Origin of the sequence: Vibrio sp. PBL-C16, from assembly GCF_034321865.1 — a bacterium.
GTDB lineage: Bacteria > Pseudomonadota > Gammaproteobacteria > Enterobacterales > Vibrionaceae > Vibrio > Vibrio alginolyticus.
On sequence record NZ_JAXLNY010000001.1, the window covers coordinates 735,163 to 756,132 of the forward strand.

The 20,970-nt window shown below is 44.0% G+C and carries 22 protein-coding genes; 14 read left to right on the forward strand and 8 right to left on the reverse strand.

Going from position 1 to position 20,970, the window contains the following annotated elements:
- Positions 1–169: 169 nt before the first annotated feature.
- From UQW94_RS03030 to UQW94_RS03060, 7 genes are all read left to right on the forward strand, one after another.
- Positions 170–538, forward strand: coding sequence for a hypothetical protein (locus UQW94_RS03030; RefSeq protein WP_025998718.1), 369 nt, complete (start codon positions 170–172; stop codon positions 536–538).
- Between the two features lie 9 nt (positions 539–547).
- Positions 548–1,897, forward strand: a complete 1,350-nt coding sequence (locus tag UQW94_RS03035) for an HlyD family type I secretion periplasmic adaptor subunit (RefSeq protein WP_005375593.1) — start codon at positions 548–550, stop codon at positions 1,895–1,897.
- Between the two features lie 3 nt (positions 1,898–1,900).
- A complete protein-coding gene (locus tag UQW94_RS03040) occupies positions 1,901–4,132 on the forward strand; it encodes a response regulator (RefSeq protein ID WP_054577120.1) in 2,232 nt (743 codons plus the stop codon).
- The gene (locus tag UQW94_RS03045; RefSeq protein ID WP_322141988.1) at positions 4,107–5,531 is read left to right on the forward strand and encodes a TolC family protein; all 1,425 of its coding nucleotides are present in this window, start codon (positions 4,107–4,109) and stop codon (positions 5,529–5,531) included. Before UQW94_RS03040 ends, UQW94_RS03045 begins: the two co-directional genes overlap by 26 nt.
- A complete protein-coding gene (locus UQW94_RS03050; protein WP_322141989.1) occupies positions 5,521–7,107 on the forward strand; it encodes an ABC transporter transmembrane domain-containing protein in 1,587 nt (528 codons plus the stop codon). The genes UQW94_RS03045 and UQW94_RS03050 overlap by 11 nt, the downstream gene beginning before the upstream one ends.
- Complete coding sequence (locus UQW94_RS03055; RefSeq protein ID WP_262638902.1) at positions 7,104–9,242, forward strand: ATP-binding cassette domain-containing protein; 2,139 nt, start codon at positions 7,104–7,106, stop codon at positions 9,240–9,242. Before UQW94_RS03050 ends, UQW94_RS03055 begins: the two co-directional genes overlap by 4 nt.
- 105 nt (positions 9,243–9,347) lie before the next feature.
- Positions 9,348–9,722, forward strand: a complete 375-nt coding sequence (locus tag UQW94_RS03060; protein ID WP_005375619.1) for a hypothetical protein — start codon at positions 9,348–9,350, stop codon at positions 9,720–9,722.
- A gap of 26 nt (positions 9,723–9,748) precedes the next feature.
- Here the strand turns inward: UQW94_RS03060 and UQW94_RS03065 are convergent, their stop codons facing one another.
- The 3 genes from UQW94_RS03065 to UQW94_RS03075 all read right to left on the reverse strand — a co-directional run bounded on the left by UQW94_RS03065 (position 9,749) and on the right by UQW94_RS03075 (position 12,968).
- Positions 9,749–10,639 (reverse strand): sigma-70 family RNA polymerase sigma factor, encoded by an 891-nt coding sequence (locus UQW94_RS03065; RefSeq protein ID WP_017635872.1) that lies wholly within the window; start codon positions 10,637–10,639, stop codon positions 9,749–9,751.
- Between the two features lie 333 nt (positions 10,640–10,972).
- Positions 10,973–12,415, reverse strand: a complete 1,443-nt coding sequence (locus tag UQW94_RS03070) for a diguanylate cyclase domain-containing protein (protein WP_017635871.1) — start codon at positions 12,413–12,415, stop codon at positions 10,973–10,975.
- A 256-nt stretch (positions 12,416–12,671) separates the two neighbouring features.
- Positions 12,672–12,968 (reverse strand): alternative ribosome-rescue factor A, encoded by a 297-nt coding sequence (locus tag UQW94_RS03075; protein WP_017635870.1) that lies wholly within the window; start codon positions 12,966–12,968, stop codon positions 12,672–12,674.
- 365 nt (positions 12,969–13,333) lie between these two features.
- On the opposite strand from UQW94_RS03075, the gene UQW94_RS03080 reads away from it, so the two are divergent.
- The 4 genes from UQW94_RS03080 (at position 13,334) to UQW94_RS03095 (ending at position 15,178) form a co-directional block, all read left to right on the forward strand.
- Complete coding sequence (locus tag UQW94_RS03080; RefSeq protein WP_005375625.1) at positions 13,334–13,543, forward strand: cold-shock protein; 210 nt, start codon at positions 13,334–13,336, stop codon at positions 13,541–13,543.
- 89 nt (positions 13,544–13,632) lie between these two features.
- A complete protein-coding gene (locus tag UQW94_RS03085) occupies positions 13,633–14,178 on the forward strand; it encodes a YaeQ family protein (protein ID WP_005375627.1) in 546 nt (181 codons plus the stop codon).
- Positions 14,165–14,707 carry a hypothetical protein gene (locus UQW94_RS03090; RefSeq protein ID WP_017635869.1) on the forward strand — a complete coding sequence of 181 codons (543 nt, stop codon included), beginning with the start codon at positions 14,165–14,167 and terminating at the stop codon, positions 14,705–14,707. Before UQW94_RS03085 ends, UQW94_RS03090 begins: the two co-directional genes overlap by 14 nt.
- Positions 14,708–14,818: 111 nt before the next feature.
- Complete coding sequence (locus UQW94_RS03095; RefSeq protein ID WP_005375631.1) at positions 14,819–15,178, forward strand: glutaredoxin family protein; 360 nt, start codon at positions 14,819–14,821, stop codon at positions 15,176–15,178.
- 191 nt (positions 15,179–15,369) lie between these two features.
- Here the strand turns inward: UQW94_RS03095 and UQW94_RS03100 are convergent, their stop codons facing one another.
- Complete coding sequence (locus UQW94_RS03100; RefSeq protein ID WP_025768460.1) at positions 15,370–15,996, reverse strand: OmpA family protein; 627 nt, start codon at positions 15,994–15,996, stop codon at positions 15,370–15,372.
- Positions 15,997–16,278: 282 nt separating this feature from the next.
- Here UQW94_RS03100 and UQW94_RS03105 point away from each other — a divergent pair, with 282 nt between their 5' ends.
- Together UQW94_RS03105 and UQW94_RS03110 are read left to right on the forward strand one after the other, a co-directional pair.
- Positions 16,279–16,911: a thiol:disulfide interchange protein DsbA/DsbL gene (locus UQW94_RS03105; RefSeq protein ID WP_005375635.1), complete on the forward strand. Its 633-nt coding sequence runs from the start codon at positions 16,279–16,281 to the stop codon at positions 16,909–16,911.
- A gap of 13 nt (positions 16,912–16,924) precedes the next feature.
- A complete protein-coding gene (locus UQW94_RS03110) occupies positions 16,925–17,398 on the forward strand; it encodes an FKBP-type peptidyl-prolyl cis-trans isomerase (protein WP_005375638.1) in 474 nt (157 codons plus the stop codon).
- An 82-nt stretch (positions 17,399–17,480) separates the two neighbouring features.
- On the opposite strand, the gene cyoE is transcribed toward UQW94_RS03110, so the two are convergent.
- The 4 genes from cyoE to UQW94_RS03130 are packed head-to-tail and all read right to left on the reverse strand — an operon-like array spanning position 17,481 to position 20,721.
- Positions 17,481–18,380: a heme o synthase gene (gene cyoE, locus UQW94_RS03115; protein ID WP_005375639.1), complete on the reverse strand. Its 900-nt coding sequence runs from the start codon at positions 18,378–18,380 to the stop codon at positions 17,481–17,483.
- Positions 18,373–19,392, reverse strand: coding sequence for a COX15/CtaA family protein (locus UQW94_RS03120; RefSeq protein WP_203345649.1), 1,020 nt, complete (start codon positions 19,390–19,392; stop codon positions 18,373–18,375). The genes cyoE and UQW94_RS03120 overlap by 8 nt, the downstream gene beginning before the upstream one ends.
- Positions 19,393–19,403: 11 nt before the next feature.
- Positions 19,404–19,940, reverse strand: a complete 537-nt coding sequence (locus tag UQW94_RS03125) for a cytochrome oxidase biogenesis cluster protein (protein ID WP_322141990.1) — start codon at positions 19,938–19,940, stop codon at positions 19,404–19,406.
- Positions 19,930–20,721: an SURF1 family protein gene (locus UQW94_RS03130; RefSeq protein ID WP_186585627.1), complete on the reverse strand. Its 792-nt coding sequence runs from the start codon at positions 20,719–20,721 to the stop codon at positions 19,930–19,932. The genes UQW94_RS03125 and UQW94_RS03130 overlap by 11 nt, the downstream gene beginning before the upstream one ends.
- Between UQW94_RS03130 and UQW94_RS03135 the strand changes: the two genes are divergently transcribed.
- The gene (locus UQW94_RS03135; RefSeq protein WP_005375504.1) at positions 20,720–20,956 is read left to right on the forward strand and encodes a DUF2909 domain-containing protein; all 237 of its coding nucleotides are present in this window, start codon (positions 20,720–20,722) and stop codon (positions 20,954–20,956) included. The genes UQW94_RS03130 and UQW94_RS03135 overlap by 2 nt on opposite strands.
- The last annotated feature ends 14 nt before the right edge of the window (positions 20,957–20,970 follow it).

Consider the following 20,970-nt stretch of genomic DNA (forward strand, 5'->3'; position numbering starts at 1 on the left):
GCTTTTAGCTAACTGATCGTATTTAGAGGCAGTAAAGGACACCATTTTTAGAAACCAACTTTTTTATACAACTTTTTTCATACCTTTCGAGTTCCATAAAAACAAAAAAATTTGAAAACCCAGTATAAATATCCTTACTTGTTGTCATTAAAGCAATTAGTGCGGTGGGATAATGATAAATATGACAAATCTGTTGCGCTCAGTCGACAACAGCCATAAAGGGCTGCAATTGCTATTAGGCGATTTTTACCAAGATTTCAGTGACGCAGGGATTGATATTGAGATGCTGCATAAACAAAACCGTTTTGAAGCACTCAGATGTTATTCAAAAAGACTAAAGACCATTCTCGTCTTGTTATGTGATGACGACTTACCACCAAAATTGGCAAAGATTGAACACTTAAACAAACACCATTTCCCTGCTCCTAATGAATTGATCGAGGACGTTAAAACCGAGCTTAACAACGTAAACAAACAAATTAGCCAGCTGTTAAAAATCGAAAATTCAATCGATAGCCGCACAGGTAGTGAATCGTAGGGGTGGCTCATGAGTAATAAGCAAATAGAACATCACCTCAAAAAGGCGCTCGTTTCGAACAACGAAGCTTCGAAGGTAACAACAGACGATACAATCGTGCTAGCCAGTGCAATGACCAGCGTACACAAAACCTTGCTGGTTATCTTTTTGCTTTCCATGGTGGCTATCGCCGTGGCATCTCAGGCTCGTATCGACATTGTGGTGTCGGTGCGCGGTGAGCTATTGCTCGAATCTGACATCGAAAAAGTGCAACACCTTGAAGGCGGTATTCTAGAAGAAATGCTAGTGCGCAAAGGCGAAGTAGTTTACGAAGGTCAGCCTATTGCACGCCTTCGCTCTCTGGATAGAAACACTCAACTTGATACGGTAAACACAGAGATCATTCAGCTTGAGCTAGACAAGATTCGTTACGAAAGCCTGCGCGATATGGTGGAACCCGATTTTTCTGCCTACATCGAAAAGTACCCAGAATTAGTGCAAGTCAACATGAATACCTGGCAGCAAGAATTTTCTAAAAACCGTTCCAATGAAGAGTTGATTACTCACGATATCCAACATAAGAATTCGCTTATTGATTCAATGCTCAAGCGCCGTAAAAGCTCCGAGAACCAGCTCTCCTTGATACGCAAGCAGCTCAATATTAAGAACACCTTGTACAAAGAGGAAATGGCGTCTTACGTCGATGTTCTGAATATGCAGGTTCAAGAGTCAAACATGGTGCGTGAGATTGAAAACCTTGATGAGTCGGTCATGAATGAGCGCTTCCAACTCGACAAACTAGAGAAGCAGTACCGAGACTTGGTGGAGAATCGTAATGCCGAGTATCAAGCACAAATCATTCAAGCAAACAAGGACTTAAAGTTGAAACGTATATTACGTCCTCAACACTCAGATAAAGTGGATCGCCTCGTGGTTTACGCCCCTATTGACGGTGTAGTAGATAAAGTGCACTTCAACTTCCGCTCCGCTGTGATACCGCCAGGTGAAAGCATCGCGGACATTGCACCGATCAATAACGCCCTTCATGGAGAGGCGAAGATCCCGCGTAAAGACATGGGTTTTGTAGAAATCGGACAAGCGGTCAAAGTGAAGATGGATACCTACAACTTTGCCAAATACGGATTTTTGGAAGGTCGAATTGCATCGATCAGCCGTTCTTCTTATGAAGAAGAAGACGCTGAATTCTACCTCGCGGAAATCCAAATCAGTCAAAACTATCTAGAGCGCGGAGGTACACAATACAAGCTGTCCCCTTATATGGAGTTTACCGCAGACGTGAAAACAGGTTCACGCCGGGTTATCGAATACGCAGCGAAGCCGGTTATGTCGGCTATCGAAGACGCATTCGATGAGAGGTGATGGATGAGTAGCAAGCCTTCTTACAATATTTCCGTTCCTGTTATGCGCCTAAGCATTGCTTTCAGCTTGATGCTGGCTGCCCTCGCCTTTTATTTGTATATCTCTTGGGACAAAGTGGATTCAGTCGAGAAAGTGCAAAACGCGCCTCTTTTGGTTCAAGCTCAACAGCTCAACCAAACTATCGAGTTTGATATTCAAACACTTCAACGCTGTTTAAGCGCACGTTATTGCAGTACAACAGAGCTTGATTTTGAGGTTCTGAAAGACGAAATTGACCAATTTAAGTCGCTCGCGTCACTCAACAAAACCGAGTTTAGCTTGGTGGGCGCGACCGAATACACGCAGCTTGAACTGGCAATCAATCGCTTCTCAGACAGCCAAAAAACACGCGACGATGTGTTGGCACTGTATCTCTCGCTCACCAATAACTACCTACAAATGGACGACAACTACCGGACCATATTTAACAACCATGCGAGCGACCTAATGATGGAGAAAAACGAGTTCTTCATTTGGTTGTTTGTGGTCGTTGTCGTACTGGTTGGTATCGCAGTGCTATCGAACTTGGTGGCAATCCTTAAGCTGAAAAAATCCAGCTCGAATGAGCGTGACATTGACCAAGAATTCGATGAGCTTTATCAAGAGCTCAAACAACTGGATTTACAAAGGTTGGAAGAGTTGCTGAATGAAGTGAGCATCAATCCGAAGCAGCGTCAGATCTACTCTCACCTAAAACTGATTTTCAGCAAACTCGAAGAACAAAAACGCAATAACGATCTCTACAAGCAGCTCTATGCTCTGATTGGTTACGAGATTCGTGGCATCACCAACACCATTAACGGCGGCGTGCAATATCTCGTTCAAGAGACCGATGAGAGCGGCGTGTTGATGGCGCAAGATATAACCTCGGCTGCCAATACCCTGTCTGAATTGGCAGAGAACTACAACCGACTCATTTCACAAGGGACCGAGAGCAAATCGAAAGAGTTTTCACTGCTGAATGTACTGTCTGAATTGATGATTCACATCAGTTCCAAAGTGCAGCGAAATGAAGGTGAGCTAGACTGCTTTATCTCAGATAACTTACCAAACCGTGTTGAAGGACAATCCACCAGCTTATTCTGGGTGTTGTTCCTTCAGCTATCAAATGCCATCCAACTCAAAGCCGACAAGAAACTGTTTGTCACCATTGAATCAGGTGCGGCGTCAGACATTGAAAATACCCGCCTGACCATCAATCTAAACTTCTTAACCACGCTGGATGTGCCGCTTGCCAAGCTCAATACCCTACACTGGAGCGACCATAAACAGCACACTGCAACCAAAGACGATTTGGCGAAAAGCGTGTTGAAAGATTATGGCTATTACGAGAGCCATTGGTATCAATCGGGCAATCAGGAACGTTTTCAAATTCAGCTCGATTTGAAAGCCAAAAGCTTCCACACCGAGAAAACTCGCTTCGACAATAAGCGCCTATTACTGTGTGCCAACTCTCAGCTGCGCATTGATGTGATGAGCAAAATGTTAGTCAACTTGGGCTTAGAGATTACGCCAATTCGAACGCCGAACGAACTCTTCTCTGCGGCAAAAACCTTTGGCGAATACGATGCCATCATGCTGACCGACACGTTCGAGCCAAACAAGCTGCCCTCACTGAGCAAAACGGTGAAATCGCAACTGCGCAATCACCCGAACACCAAGTTGCTGCTCTCGGTCACTAGCACTCAGCAAGCGCAAGAGAGCCATACCTTTGTCGACAAGATTCTGAACTCCCCTGCGATTCCGTATGAGTTTATCCCCAATCTTTTAGCAATCATGGAAGCGGAAGCCTCAGAAGATCAGATGGAGAACAGCTCATTCCTGATTGTGGAAGATGACCGTGTTCAACAGATTCTACTCAAACGTATTTTGAGCAAGCAAGAATACGAAGCCGACACCGTTGGCGATGGCGCAGACGCTGTTCAGCACTTCATGAATCAGCGCTCGGACATCATTTTTATGGACTGCATCATGCCTGGCATGGGCGGTATTGAAGCAACCAAACGCATTCGACAATACGAACAAGAGAGCGGACAAAACCCTTGCACCATCATAGGCGCGACAGCATTGACCAGCAGTAATGAACACCAAGCTTGTATCGAAGCTGGAATGGATTACGTGATCAGCAAACCTTATAAAAACGACGAAATCATCAAGGTGATCAACAAGTATGTGGCGGTACAGAAACTTAACTAGCTGCGTATTGGCAGCGCTTACATTGAGCAATGCTCCTTCGGCAATGGCGACCACCTTGCTTGAGGCGGTCAAACTCGGCTTGGAAAACAATTTATCTCTGCGCGCTAGTGACAAAGGCGTGGAAGAAAACGAATACAACATCGACATTAGCCGTTCTAAGTTCCTGCCTTCTTTAAACGGTGCCGCTGATACAACATGGAATGAAAACGAGACCATATTAACGGGAACACCGGATATGCGTTCTAGCTACAACTCAAACAGCTACAGCGTGTCTTTATCTCAATCGGTGTTTAACCTTGGCGACATCTTCAAATACGGCACCGCGAAGCTTGATTTCAACATTGAAGAAATCAAACACGAGAACAAAATCCAGAGCACTATTTCTGAAATCGCGACGCAATATTTCGAGTACCTGAAAAACAACGCGCAAATCAAAGCCACCAAAGTTGAGCTTAAATCGTCTGAAACACGTGAGCGCCAAATGCGTCGCAACGTGGAACTTGGCAACACTGCGGCGAGCGAGTTGTATGAGGTAATTGCCCAGAAAGAAGGCATTGCCAATCGCTTAAGAACCTTAGAGAAAGACCGGCGCGTAATTTTGAACGGTTTAGAGATTCAAGTTCAATACCCAGTCACCCCATCACAAGACATCTACGAAAGTGTTCCCTTGGAGGAAATCAGCGAATCCGAACAACGTGAGATTCTTGAACAAGCTTTGAAGCTCAATAACGACTTATTGGTTGCGAAGAAAACCGTCGAGCGCAGCCGAAGAGGCTTGAAAGAAAGCGGTTCAAACTTTGTGCCGACCGTATCGCTCTCTGCCAGTTACCGTTACGACGATGCGAACAACTATGACCGAACCGACCCAACCGCAACAGGGGACAGTAATTCCACCAGCGTCGGTTTGAACTTGAATGTGCCGATTTTCTCCGGCGGTTCGGATTACTACGGTTATCAAAAATCGTCGACTGCTATCGAGCGAACCGAGCTGCTGTACCAAGATTCGTTGTTCACGACGCGTAATAGCGTTAACACCTCGGTACTCAACATTAATGACTTCTCCCGCGCCATCAGCAGTTACGAGAACATCATTCGTGCCAACTACGCTTCCTACAAAGGCATTCAACGCGCCTACCAACTTGGCACGCGAACCATTACCGACTTACTGGCCGCGGAAAGTAAACTGTTTAGCGCGCTACGTGATTACGAGAGCGCGCGTTATGACTACATCATTGAATCGATCAATCTTGAGCAAATCAAAGGCATGCTGTCGGTGCAATCCATCGAAAGCATCATGCAATTGATGAGCGATATCGAAGGCAGAAGCAATCAAGACTTAGTTCCAAAACACCTTCTCTCCAAACCATCGATTAAGAAAGGAGGTCGCAATGCAAACTGAGCATTTTTCCCAAAAGATTAACTTTGCTGACAAGTGTTACCTGACTTTCTCCACGGTCATCTCGACGCTGTTTGGTTTAGTGCTGCCCTTTTCGATACTGATTATTTTTGACCGAGTTTTACCTAACCAAGCCAAAGACACGCTGTTTCTTCTGTTTGCCATTATCTTGATCACTATCTTCCTCGACTATCACTTAAAGAATCAGGAAGAGAAGATTTCGTCGGTGATCATGAAGCAATTCGAAACCAACTTAACCAACAAGGTGTTTCAATCCATCTGTTTGGCTGAGATATCGAAGTTTCGTCGCCTAGAACCCGGTGAATACTTAGAACGTATTGCCAACATTCCAGAGATTAAATCCTTCTTTGGCGGAGAATCTGTACGGGCATTGATCAACCTTGCCGTCAGCATACTGACCATTCTGATTATCGGTGTGATCAACATTTGGGCGGGAGTGACCATCTTGCTCGCCTCCATCATTTTGGCGGTGTTCGCACTGAGCCTATCTAAGCAGAAAATCAACAGCTTAGAAAACAAATCCGACATCGAAGGCTTAACTACTTCTAAAATCATCGAGATCATCTCTAGCCCACTCGATATCAAAGCGCGCAATATGGAATATCGCGTTGAGAGCCTCATGACACAAATGGTGGAAGAACGTGAAGTCGAGAACATCAAATATGAGCAAATCGAATCGAACTTCAGCCTTATCTTGTCGCTCATACAACAGCTCTCCATAGCTTGTGTGGTGGTGGTTTTGGCAACGGCAGTTATCAACATGCAATCTAGCCAAGGCATCATGGCTGCTATCATCATGCTTACCAACCGCTACTTCGCGCCATACCAGCAAGTAATGCGCACGGTGAGCCGCTGGGAGTTGAACAAGCTTCATATTCAACGTATCGCCGAGCTGCTTGAACTTGCTGCATCTGTAGAACAACAAAATGACACGACAGAAGTCGAGCGCATCTCGGTGAAGTATTCGGAAAAACAACGCATCGAGTTTGAACGCGGTCAGGCTTACTTGCTGACGGGGAAAAGCGGCGCAGGCAAAACCCATCTTGCCAATTGCATTACGCGGCAAAACACCGACAACAAACTGGACATTAAGATCAACGAGACACCACTCGATGACGTCAACTACAACGTCTGGCGTAATAGCGTGCTTATGGTCGACAAAACCAGTTCATTCGTCGAAGGCACCATCATCGACAACCTAACTTGTTTCCGCCCGAGCTTAAACAACACCGCATTTGCGCTTTGCGAAACCATGAACATCAAAGCACAAATCGATGCCCTTCCTGCTGGTTTTTACACCGAGCTTAAAGGACATTTACGCAATCCATTCTCGCGCCAAGTCGCTTATGCCTTGCTGCTAGTGCGCGCCTTGCTTGCAAACAAACGAGTGTTGATCTTCGACGACATCGACTGTGTTTATGACGACGACTTTGCTCGATTGGTTTTGACCAGTACCGCCTATCGCGCCAACGACAAAATCCTCATCATCGTCAGCAATAAGATGGACAAGCTCAATCATCGCCTCAAACGCGTCAAACTTACCGGAGGTGACCAATGAGTATTTTGGTTGATTTTAATAATGTCCCTCAGCGCTTGTTGGACTTTGAGGCACGCAGTTATGATGAACGATACAATCAGTCACCTTTAATTCGTGGTTTAGCTTACACCCTCATTGCGCTTGAATGGGAAGGCACACCTTCTATCCTCAGCGACGCTTTTATCCCTAAACCAAAAGACAGTGACAGTTTTATTGCCACGATTGAGCGCCTTGGTTACCGTTGTGACGTCACCAAATTAAAAACGTTGGAGCACATCGAGGGGCACCCTCATCCTTGTTTTATCGAGATAGAAAACCTCACTGCGATTTTCTTGGGCACCAAAGACGGCAAGCTGATCCTGTTTGATTACACCAATAACAACACCATTGAATACCCGCTCTACAAAAAGCCATGCTTGTTGGTCTCTATCAGCGAATACTCGCGCTTGTTCCGAGAGCCACCACCTGAATCTCAAGACCGCAGCAACTGGATTAAATACGCGTTTTATCGCTACAACAATGAACTCAAAAGCCTGATTATTCTCAGCTTCGTGGTCAGCATTCTCGGCGCACTCCAGCCCTTTTTTATTATGAGTGTGTACAACTTCGCCTTAACCTCTAGCTCGCAAGCCACGCTTTATTGGCTCACGTTATTTGCTGTGATTGTCGGGTTCTCGGAATACTTTTTCAAGAAAATGCGGGTCAACATCATCGCCACATCAGGGAAGGATTTGGCGGTGCATATTTCTCAAAACGTGATATCCAAACTGTTGTGGCTTCCGTATTCGATGACATCCACCGCAGGTGTCTCTTCTCAGTTAGCGCGTTTGAAAGACATCGACACGTTCCGCCGTTTGGTAACCGCAGAGTCAACATTAAGCTACTTCGACATGCCGTTTGTTATCGTATTCATTATTGCCATTGCTCTTATGTCTGGTACCGCAGCGCTAGTCGTTATGGCGGGGTTGATTCTGATGTTGGTGTTCTGTGTTTATTCTCGTTACATCTACTCGCAAGCCACGTCCAAGAGCTCTCGCGCCAACGCCATGGTTTCTTACCAATGGAATGAGATTCTTCGTGGTATAAAAACCATCCAAGGCTTGCCATTGTTGCGTGTTATCCAGTCCCGCTTTAGCGCATCGCATTTACAAAGCACCAACGATGCAGAACATGTTTCAGTGACTAATAGCAGGGTTCAGGCAGCAGGCGGAAGTTTGATTCAGGTTATTGGTACCGCAAGTATCGTCGCGGCCGTTATCGGCGTGATGGACGGCACCTCCGATGCAGGTGCAATGCTTGCTACCGTAATTTTAGTCTGGAAGGCGTTGGGGCCTATTATGGGTATCTACAACTCTATTTCTAAGTTCCAATCCATTAAGGCGTCTTCTGCGCAAATCAACAACCTTATGGCGATGAATGACGATAAGCTAACGTTAGAGAAAAGCCCCCCTATTCGCCTCTTTCAAGGTAGTATCGTCGGCTCTGGTGTGAGCCATCGTTATAGTGGTGCGGCAACAGGCTTAACTAATCTTGGTTTTAAAATTCCACCGGGCGCAAAGGTTGTGATTTGTGGACCAACAGGTTGCGGTAAAACGACGCTCATTTCTATTATCGCTGGGCTAGAGGAACGCTATCAAGGCTCAGTTTCGGTGGACGGTTATAACATCAAACAGTTCAACAGTTACCGCTATCGAACCTCGATTAACTACATCCCGTTTAACCTGCATATTTTTGAAGGCTCCTTGGAGACTAACTTCATCTTGCATAATGGGTTAATCCCAACAGAAAAAATGCGTGAAATGGTGAGTTTCTTTGAGCTCGATACATGGTTGCCACAAGGCCTGGAGACTCAATTGAGCGTTGATATCTGTAAAAGTTTACCAAATGGTATTCAACAAAGACTGCGGCTCGCATTAGGGCTAGGCAACTGCGAACAATCTTTGATTATCATTGACGAGCCATTTAATGGTGCAGAGCAAGAAAACTCCCACTACTTCAAGCGGTTATTTAGCGACAAACTACTCAATAAGACCGTTATTTTCTCAACGAATGATCCGGGCATGATCTCTACATCCAATATGAGCTTAGTCTTGGAGCCAGATGGCAACCTGAAGTATTTCGGGTTAACCGATAAGTACTTAAAAAGTCTAAGTTAAGTTCGGAATGTGGTGTGGTTCATCATTCATACTTGAGCACGGTCATTGACAAAAATGTAAACGATGAGACTATTTACTCTGTAAGCGCGTACACTAAGGAATCCGATGTATACATTTGTTGCAGACAAATTGGATGTGGTTTATTTATCAACGATACCAGAAAACTACCAGTTACAAGACTTCGACGTGCCTGAAGAAGAACTCGAAATTCGTGAAATTGTAGAGGTATGGTATGAGTGTGCGTTTCTTCCTGACTTTAACCTTCAACACATCGACATCGAAAACAAAACTGCTTTGGTCGAGACACAAGCGCAAGTCGTAAACAACTACACAAGTACGCTCGCTTTTTTACTCAAAAGTCGTACTTATCGCGCAGCACTTAACCGATTATTGAGTGTATGGAGATTGGAGGCAGCAGCTAAAGCACAGCTTGAGCTGCTGTTACTTACGGAAGAACAGAGTAGCAAGCCAGTAAATTAATCAGCTAGGATAAGGGGCTAAAAATCTTAAACCCAACCATCGAATCGGAGACGTTTCTGCACGCGTTCAACCGCCTCTATCTGCATCTGACGAACACGCTCGTTAGATACGTTTAATAACAGGCCTATTTCCGACAAGGTTTTCACTCTCTGGTCAAATAATCCGAATCGATGGATTAAGACTTTCTGCAACTTAGTTGGCAAGGTTTTAATAATATTTTCAATAGCTTGAGTAAAGCACTGGTTTTCACAGTCTTGTTGTGGATCTGGCGTATACTCACTTTCACACAGTTCAAGAACAAATGGAACACGATGAAGGTCCGCAGTGGTCGATACATCAATAAAACCACTAAGAGCAACAAGTTCATCTATACGCTCTGCTTTCACCCCTGAGCAGCGTGAGAGTTCAGAAATAGACAACTCCTTGCTCTCACTTTTTGACGCATCGAGCTTTTTTAAAGCCAGGCTATTTATCTCTTTGCACACATGAGCAGGTAAACGTACCGTGCGGCCATTGTTCATTAATGCCGCTTCTATATTCTCGCGAATCCACCATACCGCATAAGTAGAAAAACGGTAGCCTGGCTCAGGATCGAACTTATCGACCGCTTTTATCAAACCAATGTTACCTTCTTCTATTAAATCGAGCAGAGTAAAGTTATTGCCTGGCCGTTTGAGGTAGCCTTTTGCGATTTTCACAACAAGTCGAAGATTAGACTCAATCAACATTTCGCGCGCTTCTTCATCACCAGCTCGATTAAGTTTGGCGTAATGCAACTCCTCTTCACGAGACAACAAATCAATCCCCACAATATCTTTGAGATAGTGAGCATAAGGGTCTTTCCCAACTGACAACGATTCTTTCATTGACAGTTCATCCGTGACAGCTCGGAACCTAGCAAAGCATTCGTTGTTCATTCCCCGTCCTTCTCAAGCCAACTTATTTCTTATCTTCTTTAATTGTTTTTGTACAACACCGTATGCATCATGCTTTATATGCATTACTTTACACTGAGTGTAGACAGGGGTTCTGATCTTTACCAAGAAATCGCTTATCACTTTAAAACAATTACTGCTTCTATGATAAAAACGTGAGCAGGTGGGGGGTTATATATATGAAAGTGCGAATATTTGTACGCAAATTGGCCTCAAAGAAAACAACGCAACGTAATCGTCAACGCTTACCACGTTACTCTGACTAAACCTTTGAGGCTTGAGGATGGTTTGAAGTATCAGTTGAATTAGCGAGACCTAATTCACTTGACGAAGCGCAGGTTGAAGCTGACAGTCTGTTATAACTTGGAAAACTGCACGATTCTTTCCTTCAGACTTACCTTGATACATCAACTCGTCAGCATCTTGCAAGCTCACGATGTGGGTAAACTCAGGATAGTAAGCACAGCCCAAACTGATACTCAAATGAATTGCTTGTCCGCCCAGTATAACAGGCTGATCGTAAACGGCTTTACAAAGCATATTGGCAAAATTGAGCGCTTCTCGCTCTGACAGAGAAGACGTAACGAGTGCGAACTCTTCTCCTCCAATTCTCGCCAATGTCATTCGGTCATCAGTCATCGACTTAGCGGCTTCTGCGATGGCAACTATTGCTCGGTCTCCAGCAAGGTGGCCATATCGATCATTGATTGATTTAAAATCATCAATATCAAACACCATCACCGTTAAGTTTCGCTTCAAATGATTCAGTAGCGCCAATTGCTCAATCAGGTGTCTACGGTTGTATAGCTTTGTGAGAGAATCCGTCAACGTCATCTCTAGCAATTGCTGATTGGCAATCGTTAACTGCCTTGTCCGAAGAGCAACCATACGTTTGAGGGCAAAAATATGATAAAGCGTTGCAACCGCCATAATGAAAATAGCAATAGGGAAAAGATAAAGTGGATAAACCGTTTTCACCACACTCCAACGGGTGAGGATCCGCTCACGATCCGTATCGATGACTTTTTCAAACGCTCTTGATACCTCTAAAATGGAAGTTGCACTGTGCATTCCTGCTGCAATCCGAAGATCTTTACTATATAAGCTAATTGTCGGGACAAACATACCCGCTCCCGGCGTGGTTGCCATATAAAAGTTAGCAACTTGCAGGTCTGCAACAAAGTACAGCACCTTTTTATCGACGGCGGCTTGTATCATCGAATCATTGTTAATGTATTCTGCGATAGGTGCATTCGGATAATTCGTCTGAACAAACTCAGACTCGTAACTTCCTTTAACAACGCCAATTGGCAGCGTCATTTCGCCAGTTAAAACACTCCTGATATCAACCGAAAGTACATCTTTATTTACGTACAGTTTGGTTTGGATAGGCATTATGACTGCGCCAAAGTCCATATACTTCGCTCTTTCGGGCGAGTAGACAAGTCCTCCGTGAAAGTCAGCCTTACCCTCTTTTACGGCTTGTAAAGAAGCATCCCAATCCAAAAGGAGAAACTGAACGTCGATTTGGTTGTTCGCCGCGTACTCTTTCCAAAAGTCGATTAAAATACCTTTAGGTTCACCATCTGGGCTAAGGTAAGAGAACGGCTTCCACGCTTTGGAGTTAGCAACAATTAAAGAATGAGACTCTGACTTGTGTGCATGCGCCATCGGACAAATGGACAGCCACAGTAGTAATAAAGAAGCACACGCTTTTTTACATTTGCAACCATAAGTACCATAACTCGTCGATGACATACCTACTTCTCACCAGTCTTTTTAAACCATAATCTCGGCTGTTTGATTAGACTAAAGATATAGTAGAGTTGCATAAGACAGGAAGTGACGCTTATTGATATGAATCTAACTTAGTAAGTTTTAGTACTTAATTGGTACTTTCAACGCCTAGTTCGCTGAAGCAGTTGAAGCAGTTGAAGCAGTTGAAGCAGTTGAAGCAGTTGAAGCAGTTGAAGCAGTTGAAGCAGTTGAAGCAGTTGAAGCAGTACATGATAAATTAGGAAAACTTATCTGGTACTAAAAATTGAATATCATCAGTTTTGCAAACACCTAGTACCAACAAAAAAGCCCTATTCAAAATCCACCTTGGGGAGAACTTTGAATAGGGCTCTTTGCCTCTATGCTTCATTTTACGGCTGAAGCTACCTTTACCTTTTTTCGCTTTAACGACTCGTGTTTGGAACAGCTGACTGGTAACAACCGCTTTTAACGCGTTGTCTTTGATTTCACCTCTGCCGAAGTCGGTCTCATGTTGTGAGCCACTCGGTTGAGGACTGATTTTACGCTTTGCCATAAATCCTCCTTAATGGTCGAACCAGATTGGACAATAATTATATAAATAAGTCAAATTTATAGATTTAGTTGAATTTTATGCTAAAAAACTTCACATCACCGTCATTTATTTGAAATTTAATCAAAAACATGCTGGTTAAATAGTGACTAAATACAAATATTTGTCCATAAAGCACTAATATATGTTGACTCTTCGTGGAATTAACCTAGACTCAAACACGGCTAGAAAGAAAGTTCTTTGTTTTCACATTTCGTTGGATTACTTGTAACCCGTCGTCCTGTGGTACGCAATAGCAATTTATTTTTCCACGCTATAAGCGCCGTTGAGGCGAAAGATTACATTATTTAGATATTTAGGAAATAGACATGTCTAACACAGCTACTGGCACAGTTAAGTGGTTCAACGAAACTAAAGGCTTCGGTTTCATTCAACAAGAAAACGGTCCTGACGTATTTGCTCACTTCTCTGCAATCACTGGTGACGGCTTCCGTACTCTAGTTGAAGGCCAGAAAGTAGAATTTGTTATCTCTCAAGGTCAAAAAGGCCCTCAAGCAGAGCAAATCAAAGTACTTTAATTCTTAAAGAATTTGATACGATAGCCAGCTTTTAAAGCTGGCTATTTTTTTGCCTAAAACTTATTTTGCCAACAAAACGATATAAATCTATGGCTCTTAAACCAACCATTTACAAATTTCGTATCGCCATTTCCGATATGAATAATGACTATTACGATTCTAAAAATCTAACTATCGCCCTTCATCCTTCTGAAAAGCCGCAACGAATGTTGGCTCGCATTCTAGCTTACTGTTTAAATGCTCAAAGCAATCTGGAGTTTACAAAAGGACTCTCTACGATTGAAGAGCCTGATTTATGGCATGTTGGCGATGATCAAAGCATTACTCACTGGATTGAAATTGGCGAACCAGAACCAGACAGAATTAAGAAAGCTTCTCGCCTCGCAAAGCATGTAAAAGTTTACACTTATAACACCAAAGCGGCTGTCTGGTGGGACAAAATGTCAGGAAAGTTCTCAATGCTTCCCGTCAACGTAGAGAGCTTTGACTATGACGCTATCGACTTGATTTGTCAGCATCTTGACCGAGGTACTAGCCTTTCTGTTATGATTACTGGCAGCTCAATTTTTGTTGATATCAATGATCAACATATCGAAGTAACGGTGAAGGAACTAAAAAACCATGACGTCTCTTAGTGAACTGAGTCAAGAGATGGGATTTGAAGAAATCCCCTTTGTTAAAGAACATAAAGCAGCAAAGCGGCGTTGGTTAAAAGAACAGTCACAACTATTTACAAAAGTTTGTGAGAACAAACCCACAACAGCACCTACTCTTCACCTGCTTGGCCTTTTGACCAAATCACATATTGAAGCAAGTGCTAACTACGAGCAACATGCTCACTCTACCCAGCGTATGCAGCAAGTTCTGACTGACTCCTTGGGTAATGAGCACGCGGATAAGTTTACTAACCAATCTGCTGAAGACCTAATCTTAGTCACCCACCTTTGGTTATACACGCAAGGCTATTTAAATATGGATTTCAGCTTGGCGCACGATCATGCCGAGCAGACTCAAAATACATTGCAGCACGAACTTGTCATGAAACGCATGGACGTTGATGCATTTAGAACCGAACTCATGCAAAGTTTTTATCAAGGTAAAGAAGCCCGTCCGGCTTCAGCAAGTGGCTTTTGGGGTTGGTTTAAACGTCTATTTTCCGCATAAAATACATGGTTTTATCCATTTCAAACAACTGATAGACTTCACGTCCAGTGCAACAAGCATCATGATTGCATTCTTAAAGGACAATTACCCAATGAACATCAAGGGATCATTATGAAGTTTATCCGTTGGATTTTAGGCAAGGTTATCTTATTGCTGAACGCGGTGTTCTCACCTCGTGGTATTAAGCGCACCGCAGAAGAACAGCAACGTATTGATGAAAAAGCGAAACAATACGCACTTTACCAATTTGAAGCCTGCCCTTTTTGTGTAAAGGTCCGCCGTGCAATGAAGCGTCAATCGGTGAACATTGAGCTACGTGATGCAAAAAATAACCCGACTCATCGAGCTGAACTAGAGCAAGGTGGTGGGCGAGTTAAAGTCCCTTGTCTTCGTATCGAAAAAGATGGCGAGACACAGTGGTTATACGAGTCATCTGACATCGTCGCTTACGTTGAAAAAGAATTTGCCTAAGTTCCCCCTATGAACATTGGCGGATGTAAAAGAGGCACCTAACGGTGCCTCTTTTCTATTTTTTCTAGCTAAATGTTGCCGTGCGAGCTTTCCTTATTCAGTCTTCTTGCTCAACTCCGAACTTAAACTCCACTAAGCAAATAACGGGTATGCGAGAACAACACAACGAAGATTACCGCCTAACGTCTGCGTTATTCATCCACGATCAATGTTAGCTCTACGCGCCGATTGCAAGCTTTACCACTCGCTGTCGCATTGCTGCACTTCGGTACATACTCTCCGAAGCCTCTAGAAAACACTCGTTGACGTGGAATACTCGTCGCCAATAGTTGTTTTTCTACTTCACGAGCTCGCTTTTCAGATAGCGTGTCATTGAAGCTTTCAGCTCCTGTGCTATCCGCATGACCATCAATCACGACATCAACATCAGTTCTTCCAGCCAGATAGTGACCAATGTTTCGAATCCAGTCTTGAGATTGAGCAGATAACCGTGCAGAACCCGTTTGAAAATGCACTTGCTCTTTCAAACGTATCATCAGGTGACCACCACTGAGCGTCTCGTGAGGAATGTTATGCCTGCTCAGGAACATTTCCAGAGAGGTCACGTTTTGCGACTTTTTTACTGACGCCCTCGCCGTTTGATATGAACGAGGGGAAGAAGCCACATTGGATGCGCTCGGGTATCCCCACTCTGGGTGTCTCAGCTCAGTGTTTGATTTAGGAGCTGTATCTAAAATGTTCCCACCAGGGACCATATCTTGATCGAGGCTGCTGCACCCGGCCAGAATGCCACAAACAATTAAAAACCAATGCTTCATACCATTACCAACGTAGAAAAACTCTTGTTCATTGTGTCGACAAAACACGCCGAATCTTTAGCGCTTTTGTCCACCGATTGGTTTGTCTATGCAGCGTTCATGCCACTGGAGTCAATGCAAAATCATCTCTCAAATAAAAAGCAACACTAAAATACCCTACCCTTACAGTCCATACGTCAGGCAAAGTCTGTTACCAATGGTCTCACTTTATTGTTATTTAATGGTTTTAGTCACTATCGTTAACCGATAAACTAACGCAAATTTCTCATTTAGAGCACTACTATGTTAAAAACCATATCGAAAGGCTTTGCTGTTGTTGTTGCCGTAATGGCTTTGTCGGCATGCGATAGCGGCAAGAGTCAGCCTCAGCAAGGCAAACAATACGAAGTTTTGCCAGTATCCCTTGAAGAATATGATTTAGCTCCCCTGACTGAAGCATTCTCTTTAACTTGTGGCCACTGCCGCTCAATGGAAGAGTTTGTCCCTCAAATTGAATCATTGACCGATCAAAGCGTTGAAAAAATGCATGTAACGTTCAATGAAAGTGCACAAGTGAGCGCCATCATCTTCTATACTGCCGTAATGCAGCTTGAATCAACACCAGATAAAGCGTTTATGGCGGATCTTTTTACTGCTGTGCAAATGGGTGCCGATGCAACGGCTGAGGAACGCCAAATCGCCGTAGAGAAAGCCTTTGAGTCTCGCAACCTTATCAGCCCTTACCATTTAGATGAAGCACAGCAAAAAACGCTGTTTGAGTACATCACTAAGGCAGAAGCGATCACGACTCGCGGCCAAATTAACTCCGTTCCAGCCTTTATCGTAAACGGAAAATATCAAGTGATTACTGGTGGTCATGACAGCGTTGAAGCCATGGCAGAAACCATCAACTTTTTGCTAAAACAACCTAAATAGACAAGGAGATTACGTGTCTAAATTTTTGTTTCCTCTTATTATTTTTATTTTGGCGGGCTTTTTCATTTACCGTACTTGGACAAACCATAAAGTAGCAGATGAAAACTTTGCCAAAGGCCAAGCATTCTTACTAGAAAATGCGAAAAAAGAAGGCGTCATCACAACAGAAAGTGGCCTTCAATACATGGTTCTTGAAAAAGGCGAAGGTGAGGTTCACCCAACGGCAACAAGTAAAGTAAAAGTACACTACCACGGCACCTTGATTGATGGCACGGTATTCGATAGCTCTGTTAATCGTGGTGAGCCTATTTCATTTGGTCTTAACCAAGTCATTAAAGGCTGGCAAGAAGGTCTACAATACATGGTAGAAGGTGAGAAAATCCGCCTTTTCGTACCAAGCACGCTTGGCTATGGTAAGAGTGGCTCTGGCCCAATTCCACCAGCAAGTGTTTTGATCTTTGATGTTGAACTACTAGAAATTCAATAAATCTAGAAAGCTTTGTCTTAAAGCCAAAGTATCAAAACCAAAAACGCCGCGAACCACGCGGCGTTTTCTGTTTTAAGAAAGGTTAAAAACCAATATAGTGATCCGAAAGCAATGCAATGAACAACGCCAAAAGATGATAGATAGAGAATTTAAACGTCTCCATCGCGGTATTTGGCTCTGGTGCATATTTTAGCTTCCATGCATGGTACATAAAGCCAACATTGAGTAGTAGCGAGGCAAAAAGATACACCACGCCGACCATACCAACCAAAACCGGTAGGACACAAACCAAAGTCAATAGCACCGTATACAACAGAATAGAAGTTTTGGTGTACTCAATGCCGTGTGTCACTGGCAGCATGGGAATATCTACCTTGCGGTAATCCTCGACACGATGAATAGCCAGAGCCCAAAAATGTGGTGGCGTCCAGATAAAAATGATCATCACGAGCAGCCAAGCATTCGCATGTAATTGCCCTGTTACAGCAGTCCAACCGAGAAGAGGCGGCATCGCACCGGCAATCCCTGCAATGACGATATTTTGGGGCGTAGCACGTTTGAGGTACATTGTGTATACCATCGCATAGCCGAGCAAACTCATCAAAGTCAACCATGCCGTCAGCGGGTTGACCATCGCATATAGAAGTACAAACCCTAAGACACCTAAAACTGTAGCGAAGGCTATCACCGATGATGGTTTAGTCTCACCCGATGGCAATGGTCGTTTGTGTGTACGTGCCATTCTCGCATCAATTCGGCGGTCAATTAGATGATTAAACGCTGCCGCAGACCCTGCCATCAGACCAATCCCCGTTAGGCCAACTACCGCCTGCAACCAGGGGAAATCATCAACCGGGGCTAAGCTCATACCTACTACTGCCGTCACCAACATTAACGCCACCACTTTAGGTTTCGTTAACTTCAAATAAACGGAACTTAGTCGCTTTCGCCCATTTAACGACAGCGCGATTTCTTTACTCATAGCGAACTCCTTTCGCGGTGTAATTCCAAGCCGTTTTACCCTGCCACAAGTAAAACTGGCTAACACAAACGAGACTCAACATAACAGCGGCACCAAGGTTGTGCGCCACCGCGACATAGATAGGAAGTTGAAATACTACGTTGCTTACACCCATCATAATTTGGCACACCAGAGTGAATAACAACCACCCTCCGATTCTCTGTGAATGATGAGAATCTTGCCTCATAAGCCCAATACTATAAGCCAATACCACGGTGGCGGTAACAATAGCACCTATACGATGAGTGACGTGTATAGTCATTCTTGCCGGATACTCCAAGACACCAAATTCATAATTCTCGAATCCAGTTTGCCAGAAAGAAAACGCTTCTTTCCATGAGAGATGGCTCATCCAGTCTCCCTCACAAATCGGCAGTGTGGTACACATCAGCGCAGCATAATTTGACGAAGTCCATCCTCCAAGGAGCACTTGCACCAAAACAACCAGAAAAACCAACAATGAAAAGCCTCTCAGAGAGCTAGAAGATGGAGAGAAATAGAGATTGTTTTGCGCTTTTAATTGGCAGTAAAAAATCGCCTGTAACGCCAATAAAACAAAACCACCGAGCAAGTGAAGCATCACGATGACGGGCATTAATTTAAGAGTAACTGTCCACATTCCCAAAAGTGCCTGCCCAATCACCAATACGCTTAGCAACATCGGAATGATTGAATTTACACGCTCAGACCTTACTGATATTGCAGCCATCGCAAAAATGACTAAACCTAACGTTCCTGCAAAATAGCGATGAATCATCTCAAGCCATGCTTTCTCATGCTCTACTGCCCGCTCGGGGAAGTTCAGGTTAGCACGTATGACGTCTTCTTCTTGATGCGGCACAGAAAAGTGCCCATAACAACCAGGCCAATCCGGGCAACCTAACCCTGCATCTGAAAGGCGAGTATATGCCCCTAACATGATCACCACGAGAGTTAGCAGCAAACTGAATCTAACCAACTGAATTAATTTCATATGCACTTCCTCTAACCGACTCGTGACAGTTTTAAGAGCTTGCGTAAGTCCGCCAACATACCTTTATTCAATAGGACTAAGTCCTCATTTGGTTTCGGCGAGTAAGACATCACCAGTTGCCCAAGAGGATCAACGATCAACATTTGCCCAGGTTTCACTTTTGCGGTAACCAATTCATTCATTTGCATCGCTAACATCGATACTTCTATGGGATCTGAATGCTCAGTCAGCCAAACGACTGGCACTACTCGCTCTTGATACTTACCTAAAGCAACATGGCTTTGCTGAAGCAGGTAAAGCTGCTGTTTACACTCTTCAGTGCATTCGTTAGGTAATACATAAGCGAGTTGCCAACCATGGTCTTTGAGAGGTGACTCTTGACCAAGTTGCTCTAACGTCGTGTATGGTTCGACTAACTCGCCTCTATTGGTCACTCCGCTTTGATACCACCCTTGTGTGAGAATGACTTTTGCAATGACAGCGGGAAGCGCGAACGTACAAACCAGCGCAATCAACATTAGTCGTCCTTTGGTTACTTTAGATGTCATGCTTCACCTCCATGTGACGCAACTTTTTTTGCCAACGAACAAAAACAATTAAAGTCAGTATTAAGAAAACACCTGCCATCGAAAACCATTGAATCGAATAGCCAAAATGTTTGGCACTATTGAGTGGTAATGGATTCCAAGGAAAGTCATAGGGCCAACGAGTTAAATTGTCTGGCTGCAAGACTGCGGGCATAAGTTCAATATTCAGTAGCTGATTCAATTGCGCGATGTTTAGGTTTTGCACGCGAATAACATCGCCAACTTCCGGCATTAACTCTGAGCTCAGTGGATTAGTAGATTTTCGGTACAGGCGTCCTGTGATGAAAATCGAATTATCGAGTTTGGTGACCGTTGGTAACACTGAGCGATCTGCTTTTCCCTCGACAAAACCAAGCTCCAATAACGCATAGGCACTAGGTTCATCGCTCGTCAATACAATCTGAAATGCTAAATATCCCACACTGCCTTGATGCGTTTGGTTGTCTAACAAAATTACGGGAAACGCCTGAGGAACAACATTAACTTCCACTTTTTTCCCGAGGATACTTTCCTCTCGCCAGTCGTTGTCTTCAAGAACGACGCTTAGTGCTTGGTACGCACTATCCGCACGCGCGAGAATGGCTTGTTCCAATGCTTGTTTTTCTTGCCCTCTCTCAAACTGCCAAAAACCCAGTTTGACCAAAAGAGAAAACACAACCACAGTTAAACCAACTGCAACCCAAAACCGTTTCGATAGCCATAATTGTCTTGATAACAACAATGATGAAACCGGAGGTGCCATGTCCACCGTATTTCTATTCAAACTGACGCTTGTCCTTTTGCTGCTTTTCATTATCTTCAACCTCGCAAAAGCGCTTATCGAAATGGTTCGTGAAGACCCAGATAATCCTGAAAAAAGAGACAAACCCATGAGTCATTACTTAGGACGTCGAGTCATGTTCTCCGCTTTGGTGGTCGTCCTTTTGCTTATTGCGCTCAGCTCGGGTTGGCTAGCACCAAACCCTCGCCCTTATTAGTCGAACCAAGAGTT

Bases quoted from the DNA above. Each gene is read 5' to 3' on its own strand.
- UQW94_RS03035 (WP_005375593.1), top strand. From the start codon at position 548: ATGAGTAATAAGCAAATAGAACATCACCTCAAAAAGGCGCTCGTTTCG.
- UQW94_RS03040 (WP_054577120.1), top strand. From the start codon at position 1,901: ATGAGTAGCAAGCCTTCTTACAATATTTCCGTTCCTGTTATGCGCCTA.
- UQW94_RS03045 (WP_322141988.1), top strand. From the start codon at position 4,107: ATGTGGCGGTACAGAAACTTAACTAGCTGCGTATTGGCAGCGCTTACA.
- UQW94_RS03050 (WP_322141989.1), top strand. From the start codon at position 5,521: ATGCAAACTGAGCATTTTTCCCAAAAGATTAACTTTGCTGACAAGTGT.
- UQW94_RS03055 (WP_262638902.1), top strand. From the start codon at position 7,104: ATGAGTATTTTGGTTGATTTTAATAATGTCCCTCAGCGCTTGTTGGAC.
- UQW94_RS03060 (WP_005375619.1), top strand. From the start codon at position 9,348: ATGTATACATTTGTTGCAGACAAATTGGATGTGGTTTATTTATCAACG.
- UQW94_RS03065 (WP_017635872.1), bottom strand. From the start codon at position 10,639: ATGAACAACGAATGCTTTGCTAGGTTCCGAGCTGTCACGGATGAACTG.
- UQW94_RS03070 (WP_017635871.1), bottom strand. From the start codon at position 12,415: ATGTCATCGACGAGTTATGGTACTTATGGTTGCAAATGTAAAAAAGCG.
- UQW94_RS03075 (WP_017635870.1), bottom strand. From the start codon at position 12,968: ATGGCAAAGCGTAAAATCAGTCCTCAACCGAGTGGCTCACAACATGAG.
- UQW94_RS03080 (WP_005375625.1), top strand. From the start codon at position 13,334: ATGTCTAACACAGCTACTGGCACAGTTAAGTGGTTCAACGAAACTAAA.
- UQW94_RS03085 (WP_005375627.1), top strand. From the start codon at position 13,633: ATGGCTCTTAAACCAACCATTTACAAATTTCGTATCGCCATTTCCGAT.
- UQW94_RS03090 (WP_017635869.1), top strand. From the start codon at position 14,165: ATGACGTCTCTTAGTGAACTGAGTCAAGAGATGGGATTTGAAGAAATC.
- UQW94_RS03095 (WP_005375631.1), top strand. From the start codon at position 14,819: ATGAAGTTTATCCGTTGGATTTTAGGCAAGGTTATCTTATTGCTGAAC.
- UQW94_RS03100 (WP_025768460.1), bottom strand. From the start codon at position 15,996: ATGAAGCATTGGTTTTTAATTGTTTGTGGCATTCTGGCCGGGTGCAGC.
- UQW94_RS03105 (WP_005375635.1), top strand. From the start codon at position 16,279: ATGTTAAAAACCATATCGAAAGGCTTTGCTGTTGTTGTTGCCGTAATG.
- cyoE (WP_005375639.1), bottom strand. From the start codon at position 18,380: ATGAGTAAAGAAATCGCGCTGTCGTTAAATGGGCGAAAGCGACTAAGT.
- UQW94_RS03120 (WP_203345649.1), bottom strand. From the start codon at position 19,392: ATGAAATTAATTCAGTTGGTTAGATTCAGTTTGCTGCTAACTCTCGTG.
- UQW94_RS03125 (WP_322141990.1), bottom strand. From the start codon at position 19,940: ATGACATCTAAAGTAACCAAAGGACGACTAATGTTGATTGCGCTGGTT.
- UQW94_RS03135 (WP_005375504.1), top strand. From the start codon at position 20,720: ATGTCCACCGTATTTCTATTCAAACTGACGCTTGTCCTTTTGCTGCTT.
- UQW94_RS03130 (WP_186585627.1), bottom strand. From the start codon at position 20,721: ATGGCACCTCCGGTTTCATCATTGTTGTTATCAAGACAATTATGGCTA.